The organism is Pseudomonas sp. Leaf58 (genome assembly GCF_003627215.1).
In the GTDB taxonomy this organism is placed as follows: Bacteria; Pseudomonadota; Gammaproteobacteria; order Pseudomonadales; family Pseudomonadaceae; genus Aquipseudomonas.
Genome location: NZ_CP032677.1, coordinates 3615444 through 3628911 on the forward strand (window position 1 = coordinate 3615444; position 13468 = coordinate 3628911).

The following is a 13468-nucleotide window of genomic DNA, read 5'->3' on the forward strand; positions in this document are numbered from 1 at the left end:
GATAGGGACCGGATTTCGACGCTGGCAAGCAGCAAAAGGCACACTTGGGCGTTGAAATCTTCATTACCGGCGACGAGGCAACTCCAGGCAAACAAAAAGCCCCGCATCGTCTGGGATACGGGGCTTTCAGGCTTCCACCCTTGGCGAGCACCTTGCGGCTTGTGGCCGATGCCGCCCTCAGGCGTGGGCTATCAGGCCAGCGCCTCGCGCGGCTTGCCGAGCATGCGGTCGCAGGCCACAGCACCAACCAAGGTCACCACCGACGGCACCAGCCAGGCCAGGCCCTGGTCGCTCAACGGCAGGTTCGCCAGAACGTCCGGCAGCACGTGGGCAATACTGCTGCCCTTGATTGCATCGACCATACCGAACACCAGCGACACCAGCATCACTGGCGCCAGGATGCGGGTCGGCGAGTTCCACAGGTCCTTCACGAAGCTCAGGCCAACCACCACGATGCACGGCGGGTAAATGGCAGTGAGTACCGGGATGGAGAACATGATCAGCTTGGTCAGGCCGAGGTTGGAGATGAGCAGCGAGAAGCCGGCCAAGATCACCACCAATGCGCGGTACGACAGCGGCAGAACCTGGCTGAAGTACTCGGCGCAAGCGCAGGTCAGGCCTACCGCGGTCACCAGGCACGCCAAGGCGATCAGCACGGCAAGGAAGCCACTGCCCAGCGAGCCGAAGGTATGCTGCACGTAGGCATGCAGTACCGCCGCGCCGTTGGTGGCGTCAGCCGCGATGTCGTGGCTGGTAGCGCCCAAGCGGAACAGGCTGATGTACACCAGGGCCAGGCCGACACCGGCGATCAAGCCGGCGATGATGGCATAGCGGGTGATCAGCTTCGGCGACTCGACACCACGCGAGCGGATGGCGTTGACGATGACGATACCGAACACCAGGGCACCCAGGGTATCCATGGTCAGGTAGCCATCGGAGAAGCCTTTGGAGAACGCGGCGGCGGCATAGGCCGGCTGCGCTTCGCCAATACCACCGGCAGGCAGCGCGAAGGCCGCGATACCCAGTACCGCCAGGGCGATGATCTTCAACGGTGCCAGGAAACGGCCCACGGTGTCGAGCAGCTTACCCGGGTACATGGACACTGCCAGCACCACGATGAAATACACCAAGCTGTAGAGGAACAGCGCCAGCGGGCTTTCACCGGTCAGCGGTGCTACGCCCACTTCGAACGACACGGTCGCGGTGCGCGGGGTGGCGAACAATGGGCCGACCGACAGGTAGCACACGGCTGCCAACAGGCCACCGAAGAATTTGCCAATCGGGCTGCTCAGGGCATCCATGCCGCCACCGACCTTGGCCAGCGCGACCACGGTAATGACCGGCAGGCCTACTGCAGTAACCAGGAAGCCTAGGGCGGCCATCCATACATTCGGGCCAGACTGCAGACCGACGATAGGTGGGAAGATAATATTGCCCGCGCCTACGAAAAGCGCAAACGTCATAAAGCCAAGTGCCAGGATGTCCTGGCCTTTTAAAACTTTCATTTGAAGTAGTACCACACTGCTGAAATCGGGATTCGAGAAGGGACTTCCCTATGGATGAGGGAAATGCTGCCCGGCTTGGTGAGCCAGACCCGTTTAGCGTGTCGTTCCCTTTTGGGGGACGGGCACAGAGTGAGCGCGTAGGGTAACTGTTTTACCACTTAAACGCACTGGCACAGTGCTGCTTGTCCGATGTGCGTATGTGTTTGTCGTCTGTGCGACCGGGGACAGGCGGAATTATCCTCAGATTGAAACATTCGTCTGCGTGAAAATTCCTATCAAACCCATCGAAAAATCTATGTCGTCAGTTCCGACTGCTTCGCGGGTAAACCCGCTCCCACAGGTACTGCATAAACCGCTGCCGCCGTGGCGATCCTGTGGGAGCGGGTTTACCCGCGAAGAGGCCGGTGCAGGAAATACCAGCCCCAGGAACGACAAAGGCCACCCGAAGGTGGCCTCTGTGCGCGTGGGGGGGTGTAGCAGTATTACTTCTTGACTTCCCAGCCAGTCAGCTCGGCCAAGGCCTTGCCGATGTCAGCCAGGGAACGCACGGTCTTCACACCAGCGTCCTGCAGTGCAGCGAATTTCTCGTCTGCAGTGCCCTTGCCGCCGGAGATGATGGCGCCAGCGTGGCCCATGCGCTTGCCCGCAGGTGCGGTAACACCAGCGATGTAGGAAACCACTGGCTTGGTAACGTTGGCCTTGATGTAGGCCGCAGCTTCTTCTTCAGCCGAACCGCCGATCTCACCGATCATGACGATCGCTTCGGTCTTCGGGTCTTCCTGGAACAGCTTCAGGATGTCGATGAAGTTGGAGCCTGGGATCGGGTCACCGCCGATGCCGACGCAGGTCGACTGGCCGAAGCCGGCGTCGGTGGTCTGCTTCACAGCTTCATAGGTCAGGGTGCCGGAGCGCGAAACGATACCGACCTTGCCTGGCAGGTGAATGTGACCTGGCATGATGCCGATCTTGCACTCGCCTGGGGTGATGACGCCTGGGCAGTTAGGGCCGATCAGGGTAACACCCAGTTCGTCGCACTTGACCTTGGCATCCAGCATGTCCAGGGTAGGAATACCTTCGGTGATGCACACGATCAGCTTGATGCCGCCGAAGGCCGCTTCCAGGATCGAGTCTTTGCAGAAAGGCGCCGGAACGTAGATGACCGAAGCGTCAGCGCCGGTAGCTTCTACAGCTTCTTTTACAGTGTTGAACACTGGCAGGCCCAGGTGGGTAGTACCACCCTTGCCTGGGGTCACGCCGCCAACCATCTTGGTGCCGTAGGCGATGGCTTGTTCGGAGTGGAAAGTACCCTGCGAGCCGGTGAAGCCCTGGCAGATAACTTTGGTGTCTTTATTGATCAGGACGCTCATTACTTGCCCTCCGCAGCTTTAACAACTTGTTGAGCAGCGTCGGTCAGGCTGGTGGCCGCAATGATGTTCAAACCGCTTTCTGCCAGTACTTTAGCGCCCAGTTCGGCGTTGTTGCCTTCGAGGCGAACGACGACCGGAACTTTAACGCCGACTTCTTTCACTGCACCGATGATGCCTTCGGCAATCATGTCGCAGCGAACGATGCCGCCGAAGATGTTGACCAGAACGGCCGCGACATTGCTGTCGGACAGAATGATCTTGAACGCTTCGGTAACGCGCTCTTTGGTAGCACCACCGCCAACGTCGAGGAAGTTGGCCGGCTTGCCGCCGTGCAGGTTGACGATGTCCATGGTACCCATGGCCAGGCCGGCACCGTTGACCATGCAGCCGATGTTGCCTTCGAGGGCAACGTAGTTCAGTTCGAACTTGGCAGCGTGGGCTTCACGGGCGTCGTCCTGCGACGGGTCGTGGAAGGTTTTCAGCTTAGGCTGACGGTACATGGCGTTGGCATCGATGTTGATCTTGGCATCGAGGCAATGCAGGTCGCCGTCGGCCTTGATCACCAGCGGGTTCACTTCCAGCAGGGCCAGATCGTGATCCTTGAACAGCTTGGCCAGGCCCACGAAGATCTTGGCGAACTGTTGAACTTGCTTGCCTTCCAGGCCCAGCTGGAACGCCAGCTCACGACCCTGGAACGGCTGAGCGCCAACCAGTGGGTCGATAGTAGCCTTGATGATTTTTTCAGGAGTTTCGTGCGCAACTTTCTCGATGTCCACGCCACCTTCGGTGGAGGCCATGAACACGATACGGCGGCTCGAACGATCCACTACAGCGCCCAGGTACAGCTCTTTGGCGATGTCAGTGCAGGATTCGACCAGAATCTTGGAGACGGGTTGACCGTTGGCATCGGTCTGGTAGGTAACCAGATTCTTGCCCAACCACTGTGCAGCGAACGCCTTGGCGTCTTCCTTGCTGCGAACCAGCTTGACGCCGCCCGCTTTACCGCGACCACCCGCGTGAACCTGGGCTTTTACTACCCACTCGTTCCCGCCGATCTTGTCGCAGGCTTCTGCTGCAGCTTCAGGGGTGTCGACTGCGAAACCCTTGGAAACTGGCAGGCCGTATTCAGCGAACAGCTGCTTACCCTGATACTCGTGAAGATTCATGCTTTTTACCGTCTTCGTTAGGTACTGCGCTTCGGCGCTGCGCCATTACTGGCGCCGCACCACCTGTGACCGTTGACCCCGGGTTTTCCCGTGTGATCCGGTCCGGCGGACTTTCCGCGGTGAGTCATGCACGCAAGACTCACGACGGGCAGCCCGCCGTGGTTTCTTATAATTAACGCTTCTTACGGTTGGCCACGTGAATGGCGCCGCCATTCACTGCCAGCGCTGCTTCATGCAACGCTTCGGACAGGGTCGGATGGCTGAAGACCATCATGCCCAGGTCCTCGGCACTGGTGCCGAATTCCATTGCGATTGCGCCCTGCTGCACCAGTTCGGCAGCCGATGGGCCAATCACGTGTACACCCAGGACGCGGTCGGTCTTGGCATCGGCGATGACCTTGACGAAACCACCGGTGTCGTTGGCAGCCATCGCACGGCCGCTGGCCGCGAACGGGAAGGTGCCTACGTTAACCTCAACACCCTCGGCCTTCAAGGATTGTTCGGTCTTGCCGACCCACGCGATTTCCGGGTGGGTGTAGATAACCGACGGGATCAGGTCGTAGTTCATCTGGGCTTTATGGCCCTTGATGCGCTCAACAACCATGATGCCCTCTTCCGAGGCCTTGTGGGCCAGCATCATGCCGCGTACCACGTCACCGATGGCGTATACGCCCGGCACGCTGGTAGCGCAGTAGTCGTCGACGAAGATGTAGCCACGCTCGTCGATGGTCACGCCGCTGTCAGCAGCCAGCAGGTCGGTGGTCACTGGGCGACGGCCGACGGCCACGATCAGCTTGTCGAAGGTGATCTTCTGCTCGCCTTCGGCGTTGGTGTAGGTCACTTCAACTTCGTTGCCGTTGACTTTCGAGCCAGTGACGCGCGCGCCCAGCTTGATGTCCAGGCCTTGCTTGGTCAGGGTCTTCTGGGCTTCTTTCGACACGGCGGTGTCGGCAGCCATCAGGAAGGTGTCCAGCGCTTCCAGCACGGTCACTTCAGCACCCAGGCGAGCCCATACCGAGCCCAGCTCCAGGCCGATCACGCCGGCACCGATTACGCCAAGGCGCTTCGGTACAGCCTGGAATTCCAGGGCGCCGGTGGAGTCAACGATGACGTTCTGGTCGACCGGGGCCGGCGGAATGTCGATTGGACGCGAGCCGGAAGCCAGGATCACGTTCTCGGCTTCGATGACTTCGGTGGTGCCGTCAGCCTTGGTGACTTCGACTTTCTTGCCAGCCAGCAGTTTGCCATGGCCCTGGATCGAAGTAACGCCGTTGGCCTTGAACAGGGTAGCAACGCCACCGGTCAGGTTCTTGACGATGCCAGCCTTGCGGCCAACCATCGCGGCGACGTCCATCTTCACTTCACCCGTGGAGATACCGTGGACGTTGAAGCTCTCTTTGGCTTCCTTGTACTTCCAGGAGCTGTCCAGCAGCGCCTTGGATGGAATGCAGCCTACGTTCAGGCAGGTGCCGCCCAACGCCAGCTTGCCTTCGGCGTCGGTGTACTTTTCGATACAGGCAGTCTTCAGACCAAGTTGTGCGGCCTTGATGGCAGCAACATAGCCGCCAGGACCTGCACCAATTACCACTACGTCAAATTTCTGGGTCATAAAAGATTCCTTTTTAGCTTCAAGCAGCAAGCTGCAAACCGCGAGACCGGCAGGCTTCGGCTTGAAGCTTGCGGCTCGCAGCTTACAGCTGCGCGATTAGATGTCCAGCAGCAGGCGAGACGGATCTTCCAGCAGGTTCTTGATGGTGACCAGGAAGGTGACTGCTTCCTTGCCATCGATCAGGCGGTGATCGTAGGACAGCGCCAGGTACATCATCGGGCGAATCACCACTTGGCCGTTGATGGCCATCGGACGCTGGATGATGTTGTGCATGCCGAGGATCGCGGCCTGCGGCGGGTTGACGATCGGGGTCGACATCATCGAGCCGAAGGTGCCGCCGTTGGTGATGGTGAAGGTACCGCCGGTCATTTCTTCGATCGACAGTTTGCCGTCACGGGCTTTCTTACCGAAGGTGGCGATGCCGTTTTCGATTTCAGCCAGGCTCATCGACTCGGCGTTACGCAGGACCGGTACCACCAGGCCACGGTCGCTGGAAACCGCAACACCCACGTCAGCGAAGCCGTGGTAGACGATGTCGTTGCCGTCGATCGAGGCGTTGACCGCTGGGAAGCGCTTGAGGGCTTCGGTGGCGGCTTTGACGAAGAACGACATGAAGCCCAGGCGTACGCCGTTGTGGGTCTTCTCGAACAGGTCCTTGTACTTCGAACGCAGGGCCATGACTTCGGTCATGTCGACTTCGTTGAAGGTGGTCAGCATGGCCATGTTCGACTGGGCTTCGACCAGACGCTCAGCGATCTTGGCACGCAGGCGGGTCATCGGCACGCGCTTCTCGGTGCGGTCGCCAGCAGCGGTTACCACCGGAGCGGCAGCGGCAGCGGCAGGCTTGGCTGCCGCTGCAGCGGCTGGTGCCGACTTCTTGTTGGCAACCGCAGCCACCACGTCTTCCTTGGTGATACGACCACCTTTGCCAGTACCGGCAACGGCAGCCAGGTCGATGCCGTTTTCTTCAGCCAGCTTGCGCGCGGCCGGGGCAGCAACCGGGTCATCTTCGCCAGCATCAGCGGCGGCAGCGGCCGGCGCGGCAGCCGGAGCGGCAGCAGCAGGTGCAGCGGCAGCACCGCCTTCAACGATCGAACCCAGCACTTCGTCGGACAGGACGGTGTCACCCTCGCCCTTGACGATGTCGCCCAGCACGCCATCAGCGGTAGCCAGCACTTCCAGAACAACCTTGTCGGTTTCGATGTCGACGATCAGCTCGTCACGCTTGACGGCTTCGCCCGGCTTCTTGTGCCAAGTGGCAACGGTGCCATCGGCAACCGATTCCGGGAAGGTTGGGGCTTTGATCTCGATAGCCATTATCTGTGTTTCCTTAAATTCGGTTTCAGGTGCGCGAAGGCGTTAGACAGTGAAGGCGTCTTGCAGCAGTTTTTCCTGCTGTTCGGCGTGCTTCGAAGCGTATCCACAAGCTGGCGCGGCAGAAGCGTCGCGGCCGGCGTATTCCAGGACCAGTGCCTTGTTGTGGCGGCCCAGGATACGGCGCATGTGGTGCTGGCTGCTGTACCAGGCGCCCTGGTTCATCGGTTCTTCCTGGCACCAGACGGCATGCTTGAGGTTGCTGTATTGCGCCAGGATTTCGACCAGGTCGTCCTCCGGGAACGGATACAGCTGCTCGATACGCAGGATGGCGATGTCATCGCGGCCTTCGGCACGGCGTTTTTCCAGAAGGTCGTAGTAGACCTTGCCGCTGCACAGCACCAGGCGCTCGACCTTGGCCGGATCGATCGCGTCGATTTCCGGGATCACGGTCTGGAACGAGCCTTCTGCCAGGTCTTCCAGCGTCGAGATGGCCAGCTTGTGGCGCAGCAGCGACTTCGGCGTCAGGACCACCAGCGGCTTGCGCAGCGGGCGAATCACTTGGCGACGCAGCAGGTGGTAGATCTGTGCCGGGGTGGTCGGTACGCAAACCTGAATGTTGTGCTCAGCGCACAGCTGCAGGTAACGCTCCAGACGCGCGGAGGAGTGCTCCGGTCCCTGCCCTTCATAACCGTGCGGCAGCAGCATGGTCAGACCGCACAGGCGGCCCCACTTGTGCTCGCCGCTGGTGATGAACTGGTCGATTACAACCTGGGCACCGTTGGCGAAGTCGCCGAACTGGGCTTCCCAGATCACCAGCGCGTTCGGCGTGGTGGTGGAGTAGCCGTATTCGAAGGCCAGCACTGCTTCTTCGGACAGGAACGAATCGTACAGGTCGAAACGTGGCTGGCCCGGGAACAGGTTCTGCAGCGGAATGTAGGTGCTGGCGTCCTTCTGGTTGTGCAACACCGCGTGACGGTGCGAGAAGGTGCCACGGCCGATGTCCTGGCCGGTCATGCGGATCGGGTGGCCTTCGAACTGCAGGGTGGCGTAGGCCATGGTTTCGGCATAACCCCAGTTGATCGGCAAGCCACCGGCCTGCATCTTCTGGCGGTCTTCGTAGATCTTCGCAACCTGGCGCTGAACGACGAAGCCTTCTGGCAGTTCGAGCAGCTTGGCCGACAGATCCTGCAGGGTCTTGAGGTCGAAGCGGGTGTCGTGACGCGCGGTCCAGGCGTGGCCCAGGTATGGACGCCAGTCGACGAACAGCTCGCGGTTCGGCTCCTTGACCAGGCTTTTAACCACGTGCAGACCGTTGTCCAGCGCGTTGCGGTACTCATCGACCTTGGCCTGAGCGCGCTCGGCATCGATACGGCCGGCCTGGATCAGTGCCTCGGCGTACAGCTCACGGGTAGTGCGCTGCTTGCTGATCTGCTGGTACATCAACGGCTGGGTGCCGTTCGGCTCGTCGGCCTCGTTGTGGCCGCGACGGCGGTAGCAAACCAGGTCGATGACCACGTCACGCTTGAACTGCATGCGGTAATCGATGGCCAGCTGGGTGACGAACAGCACTGCTTCCGGGTCGTCGCCGTTCACGTGCAGGATCGGCGCCTGGATCATCTTGGCAACGTCGGTGGCGTACTCGGTAGAACGCGAGTCCAGCGGGTTGCTGATGGTGAAACCAACCTGGTTGTTGATCACGATGTGCACGGTACCGCCGGTCTTGAAACCGCGGGTCTGCGACATCTGGAAGGTTTCCATGACCACGCCCTGGCCGGCGAATGCTGCGTCGCCGTGGATCGAGATCGGCAGCACCTTGTCGCCAACGGTGTCGTTGCGGCGGTCCTGACGGGCGCGCACCGAACCCTCGACCACTGGCGAGACGATTTCCAGGTGGGACGGGTTGAACGCCATGGCCAGGTGCACTTCGCCACCCGGGGTCATCACGTTCGAGGAGAAGCCCTGGTGATACTTCACGTCACCGGAGCCCAGCTCGTTCATCTTCTTGCCTTCGAACTCGTCGAACAGCTCGCGCGGGTTCTTGCCGAAGGTGTTGACCAGTACGTTCAGGCGGCCACGGTGAGCCATGCCGATCACGACTTCCTTGGTGCCGTAGGAACCGGAACGCTGGATCATTTCGTCCAGCATCGGGATCAGGCTTTCGCCGCCCTCAAGGCCAAAACGCTTGGTGCCCGGGTACTTGGTGCCCAGGTATTTCTCCAGGCCTTCACCAGCGGTCACGCGCTCGAGCAGGTGAGCCTGCACGTCAGCGGAAAACTCCGGACGGCCGCGCACGCTTTCCAGGCGCTGCTGGAACCAGCTGCGCTGCTCGGAATCGACGATATGGGTGAATTCGGCGCCAATGGTGCGACAATATGTCTTCTGGAGCGCCTCGAAGATCTCGCGTAGGCTCCCCTCCTCTTTGCCGATGAACAGGTCGCCGGCACGGAAGGTCGTATCAAGATCGGCATTGGTCAAGCCGTAGTGATTGATCGACAGGTCTACAGGCGCAGGGCGCTGCCACAACCCCAACGGGTCGAGCTTGGCAGCCTGATGGCCGCGCATACGATAGGCCTGGATCAGTCGCAGAACTTCAACCTGCTTCTTCTCGTGTTCACTGCTCACGCTTCCGGCAGATACCGGTTGGGCGCGGCGCTGGTTCTTTGCCAGCAGTACGAAATGGTCGCGGATTGTCGAGTGCGATACATCAGTAGCGGTGCTGCCGTCGGCTGGCAACTTCTGGAAGTAAGTGCGCCACTCTTCTGGCACAGCGTTAGGGTCGTGCAGGTAGAGCTCGTAGAGCTCTTCCACATATGCAGCGTTACCACCTGAAAGGTGGGCGCTATCCCACATGCGCTGCATCACGCTTTCTTGCATGCTTGGTCACCCTCGATTAGGGGACTGATCGGCGAGAGCCACAGCAAACCTGGAAAAGTCCGAATACAGCGACTGAACCACGCCACTTGGATCCTGCTGATTTTCCGGGTACCAGCCCGGAAAGCCCCTGCTGGTCTCATATCTTCATAGGTAATGAACGCGGGCTTTGTGGGCCCTTGTTCGGGTTTTACCTCAGTGCGGGCTCACCACCCGCACCTCGGCTTACTGCAGGTACAACGCTTTGTATCAGGTGCCGCTTTGCAGCAGCATGTTACGTACGTGACCGATCGCCTTGGTCGGGTTCAGACCTTTCGGGCAAACGTTTACGCAGTTCATGATCCCGCGGCAGCGGAATACGCTGAACGGGTCATCCAGGGACGCCAGGCGCTCCTGAGTCTTGGTGTCGCGGCTGTCGGCCAGGAAGCGATAGGCCTGCAGCAGTGCAGCGGGGCCCAGGAACTTGTCTGGGTTCCACCAGAACGACGGGCAGGACGTCGAGCAGCACGCACACAGAATGCACTCGTACAGGCCGTCCAGCTTGTCACGCTCTTCTGGCGACTGCAGGCGCTCGATGGCTGGCGCCGGGGTATCGTTCTGCAGGAACGGCTTCACCTTCTCGTACTGCTTGTAGAAGATGCTCATATCGACGACCAGGTCACGAATGACCGGCAAGCCCGGCAACGGACGCAGCACCAGCTTGTTGCCCTTGACCACGCCCGACAGCGGGGTGATGCAGGCCAGGCCGTTCTTGCCGTTCATGTTCATGCCATCGGAACCGCACACGCCTTCACGGCAGGAGCGACGGTACGAGAAACCCTCGTCCTTTTCCTTGATCAGCGCCAATACATCGAGAACCATCAGGTCCTTGCCGCCGGTATCGACGTCGAACGACTCCATTTTGGGCGCCGAGTCGGTGTCGGGGTTGTAACGATAAACTTCGACTTTCAACATAGCAGCCACCCTTAGTAAGTCCGGATTTTTGGCTCGAAGGCCGGAACGGCCTTCGGCGCAAAGTTGACGCCGCGCTTGGCAACGCGCTTCTCACCCGGGTAGTACAGGGTGTGGCACAGCCAGTTTTCGTCGTCACGGTCTTCGAAGTCTTCACGGGCGTGAGCGCCGCGGGACTCTTTACGGGCTTCGGCCGCGATGGCAGTAGCTTCGGCGACTTCCAGCAGGTTCTGCAGCTCCAGCGCTTCGATACGCGCGGTGTTGAAGGCCTGGGACTTGTCGTTGATTTTGACGTTGGCGATACGGTCACGCAGACCGGCCAGCTGCTCGATACCCTTCTGCATGTATTCGCCAGTACGGAATACACCGAAGTAGTTCTGCATGCAGCTCTGCAGCTCGCGCTTCAGGCTGGCAACGTCTTCACCGCTGGTACGCTCGTTGAGCTTGTTCAGGCGGTTCAGGGCAACATCGACGTCGGTGTCGCTGGCATCGCGGTATTCGACGCCTTCGGTCAGCGCCTTCTCCAGGTGCAGGCCGGCAGCACGGCCGAACACCACCAGGTCGAGCAGCGAGTTGCCGCCCAGGCGGTTGGCACCGTGAACCGATACGCACGCCACTTCGCCAACGGCGAACAGGCCCGGGATGATGTGGTCCTTGCCTTCGGCGTCCATGGTGATGGCCTGGCCATGAATGTTGGTGGCAACGCCGCCCATCATGTAGTGGCAGGTTGGAACGACCGGCACCGGCGCGACAACTGGGTCGACGTGGGCGAAGGTCTTGGACAGTTCGCAGATACCTGGCAGGCGGCTGTGCAGCACTTCCTCACCCAGGTGGTCCAGCTTCAGCAGTACGTGGTCCTTGTTCGGGCCCACGCCGTTGCCGGCGATGATTTCCTTGACCATGGAACGGGCGACAACGTCGCGGCCGGCCAAGTCTTTCGCGTTCGGCGCGTAACGCTCCATGAAGCGCTCGCCGTGGGCGTTGATCAGGTAACCACCTTCACCGCGGCAACCTTCAGTAACCAGTACACCGGCGCCGGCGATACCGGTCGGGTGGAACTGCCACATCTCGATGTCCTGTACCGGTACGCCTGCACGCAGGGCCATGCCGATACCGTCGCCGGTGTTGATCAGGGCGTTGGTGGTCGAGGCGTAGATACGGCCCGCACCGCCAGTAGCCAGAACGGTGGCTTTGGACTTGATGTACAGGGTTTCGCCGGTTTCGATGCAGATCGCGATCACACCAACGAACGCGCCGTCCTGGTTCTTCACCAGGTCAACAGCGTAGTACTCGTTGAGGAAGGTGGTGCCGGCTTTCAGGTTGCCCTGGTACAGGGTGTGCAGCAGCGCGTGGCCGGTACGGTCGGAAGCGGCGCAGGTACGGGCGGCCTGGCCACCTTTACCGAAGTCCTTGGACTGGCCACCGAACGGACGCTGGTAGATACGGCCGGTTTCGGTACGCGAGAACGGCAGGCCCATGTGGTCCAGCTCGAAGACCGCAGCCGGGCCTTCCTGACACATGTATTCGATAGCGTCCTGGTCACCGATGTAGTCGGAGCCTTTGACGGTATCGTACATGTGCCAGCGCCAGTCGTCGTTCGGGTCGGCCGAAGCGATGGCGCAGGTGATGCCGCCCTGGGCGGATACAGTGTGCGAACGGGTCGGGAAGACCTTGGTGACTACGGCAGTCTTGTGGCCGCCTTGAGCCAGCTGCAGCGCTGCGCGCATGCCGGCGCCGCCGCCACCGATGATGATGGCGTCGAAAGAAATGGTTGGAATGCTAGCCATGGATCAGATACCCCAGAGAATCTGCACACCCCAGACGAAGTAAGCGAACATCGCAACGCCGCATACCGCCTGGAACAGGAAACGAATCGCAGTTGCCGACTTGCCGAACGACATTGGCGTCAGGTAGTCGGTCGCAATGGTCCACATGCCAACCCAGGCGTGAGCGCCCAGGGCAACGAGGGCCAGCAGACTGAAGATCCGCATCGCGTTGTTGGAGAACAGACCATGCCACTGGGTGTAGTCGATGCCTGGGTGGGCGACCACGTAGCCGATCAGGAAGAGGAAGTAAGCCGCGAGAACGACCGCAGAAACGCGCTGCGCCATCCAGTCATAGAGGCCCGAACGCGACAGGTTCGTGACATTGGTTACCATACCCAAACTCCCACCAGAACGATCAGCACCACGGAGATGACAATCACGATTTTCGAGCCCAGTTTGCCGCCTTCCAGCGTCTCACCGATGCCCATGTCCATGATCAGGTGACGTACACCTGCCACGAGGTGATAAAGCAGGGCGGACAGCAGGCCCCAGGTCACGAATTTGGCCAGCGGGCTGGTCAGACACGCCTTCACCTCACCGAAGCCTTCCTCGGAACCCAGCGATTTGCCCAGTGCATAAAGCATGATGGCAAGGCCGATGAACAGGATGACGCCGGAGATACGGTGCAGGATGGACGTGTACGCAGTGACGGGGAGCTTGATGGTCCTTAGGTCTAGGTTTACAGGTCGTTGGCTTTTCACGGCTTTTTTCACACTGAAGAGCCCCTAGCGAATCAGGGCAAAGTTGTTGGTAAGTGTACTGGTCAGGTACCCACCACCCAGGGAACGGCGACCCCCAGCAGTTCGGGCTTGCAAGCCCCTGGCGGTCGGGTTGCGAGTATAGACAGTTAGGCTGC

The 13468-nt window shown here is 60.4% G+C and carries 10 protein-coding genes; all 10 read right to left on the reverse strand.

Annotated features, from left to right (window positions below; all coding sequences use genetic code 11):
- Positions 1 to 191: 191 nt before the first annotated feature.
- Entirely contained in the window at positions 192 to 1505 is a 1314-nt protein-coding gene (gene brnQ / locus DV532_RS16850; RefSeq protein WP_056803445.1) for a branched-chain amino acid transport system II carrier protein, read from the reverse strand.
- 482 nt (positions 1506 to 1987) lie between these two features.
- On the reverse strand, positions 1988 to 2872 hold the full coding sequence (sucD, locus tag DV532_RS16860; RefSeq protein ID WP_004376004.1) for a succinate--CoA ligase subunit alpha: 885 nt from the start codon (positions 2870 to 2872) through the stop codon (positions 1988 to 1990).
- Positions 2872 to 4038: an ADP-forming succinate--CoA ligase subunit beta gene (gene sucC / locus DV532_RS16865; protein ID WP_056803448.1), complete on the reverse strand. Its 1167-nt coding sequence runs from the start codon at positions 4036 to 4038 to the stop codon at positions 2872 to 2874. The genes sucD and sucC overlap by 1 nt, the downstream gene beginning before the upstream one ends.
- A gap of 172 nt (positions 4039 to 4210) precedes the next feature.
- Positions 4211 to 5647: a dihydrolipoyl dehydrogenase gene (lpdA, locus tag DV532_RS16870; RefSeq protein WP_056803450.1), complete on the reverse strand. Its 1437-nt coding sequence runs from the start codon at positions 5645 to 5647 to the stop codon at positions 4211 to 4213.
- A gap of 96 nt (positions 5648 to 5743) precedes the next feature.
- On the reverse strand, positions 5744 to 6964 hold the full coding sequence (gene odhB / locus DV532_RS16875) for a 2-oxoglutarate dehydrogenase complex dihydrolipoyllysine-residue succinyltransferase (RefSeq protein ID WP_056803453.1): 1221 nt from the start codon (positions 6962 to 6964) through the stop codon (positions 5744 to 5746).
- A 42-nt stretch (positions 6965 to 7006) separates the two neighbouring features.
- On the reverse strand, positions 7007 to 9838 hold the full coding sequence (locus DV532_RS16880; protein WP_056803455.1) for a 2-oxoglutarate dehydrogenase E1 component: 2832 nt from the start codon (positions 9836 to 9838) through the stop codon (positions 7007 to 7009).
- A 246-nt stretch (positions 9839 to 10084) separates the two neighbouring features.
- Positions 10085 to 10789, reverse strand: coding sequence for a succinate dehydrogenase iron-sulfur subunit (locus DV532_RS16885; RefSeq protein WP_008091906.1), 705 nt, complete (start codon positions 10787 to 10789; stop codon positions 10085 to 10087).
- An 11-nt stretch (positions 10790 to 10800) separates the two neighbouring features.
- Positions 10801 to 12573, reverse strand: coding sequence for a succinate dehydrogenase flavoprotein subunit (sdhA, locus tag DV532_RS16890; protein WP_056803458.1), 1773 nt, complete (start codon positions 12571 to 12573; stop codon positions 10801 to 10803).
- Positions 12574 to 12576: 3 nt separating this feature from the next.
- Positions 12577 to 12945, reverse strand: a complete 369-nt coding sequence (gene sdhD / locus DV532_RS16895) for a succinate dehydrogenase, hydrophobic membrane anchor protein (RefSeq protein ID WP_003254214.1) — start codon at positions 12943 to 12945, stop codon at positions 12577 to 12579.
- The gene (gene sdhC / locus DV532_RS16900; protein WP_008091902.1) at positions 12939 to 13325 is read right to left on the reverse strand and encodes a succinate dehydrogenase, cytochrome b556 subunit; all 387 of its coding nucleotides are present in this window, start codon (positions 13323 to 13325) and stop codon (positions 12939 to 12941) included. Before sdhC ends, sdhD begins: the two co-directional genes overlap by 7 nt.
- Positions 13326 to 13468 lie beyond the last annotated feature (143 nt).

Bases quoted from the DNA above. Each gene is read 5' to 3' on its own strand.
- sdhD (WP_003254214.1), bottom strand. From the start codon at position 12,945: ATGGTAACCAATGTCACGAACCTGTCGCGTTCGGGCCTCTATGACTGG.
- sucD (WP_004376004.1), bottom strand. From the start codon at position 2,872: ATGAGCGTCCTGATCAATAAAGACACCAAAGTTATCTGCCAGGGCTTC.
- sucC (WP_056803448.1), bottom strand. From the start codon at position 4,038: ATGAATCTTCACGAGTATCAGGGTAAGCAGCTGTTCGCTGAATACGGC.
- brnQ (WP_056803445.1), bottom strand. From the start codon at position 1,505: ATGAAAGTTTTAAAAGGCCAGGACATCCTGGCACTTGGCTTTATGACG.
- sdhA (WP_056803458.1), bottom strand. From the start codon at position 12,573: ATGGCTAGCATTCCAACCATTTCTTTCGACGCCATCATCATCGGTGGC.
- odhB (WP_056803453.1), bottom strand. From the start codon at position 6,964: ATGGCTATCGAGATCAAAGCCCCAACCTTCCCGGAATCGGTTGCCGAT.
- DV532_RS16885 (WP_008091906.1), bottom strand. From the start codon at position 10,789: ATGTTGAAAGTCGAAGTTTATCGTTACAACCCCGACACCGACTCGGCG.
- lpdA (WP_056803450.1), bottom strand. From the start codon at position 5,647: ATGACCCAGAAATTTGACGTAGTGGTAATTGGTGCAGGTCCTGGCGGC.
- DV532_RS16880 (WP_056803455.1), bottom strand. From the start codon at position 9,838: ATGCAAGAAAGCGTGATGCAGCGCATGTGGGATAGCGCCCACCTTTCA.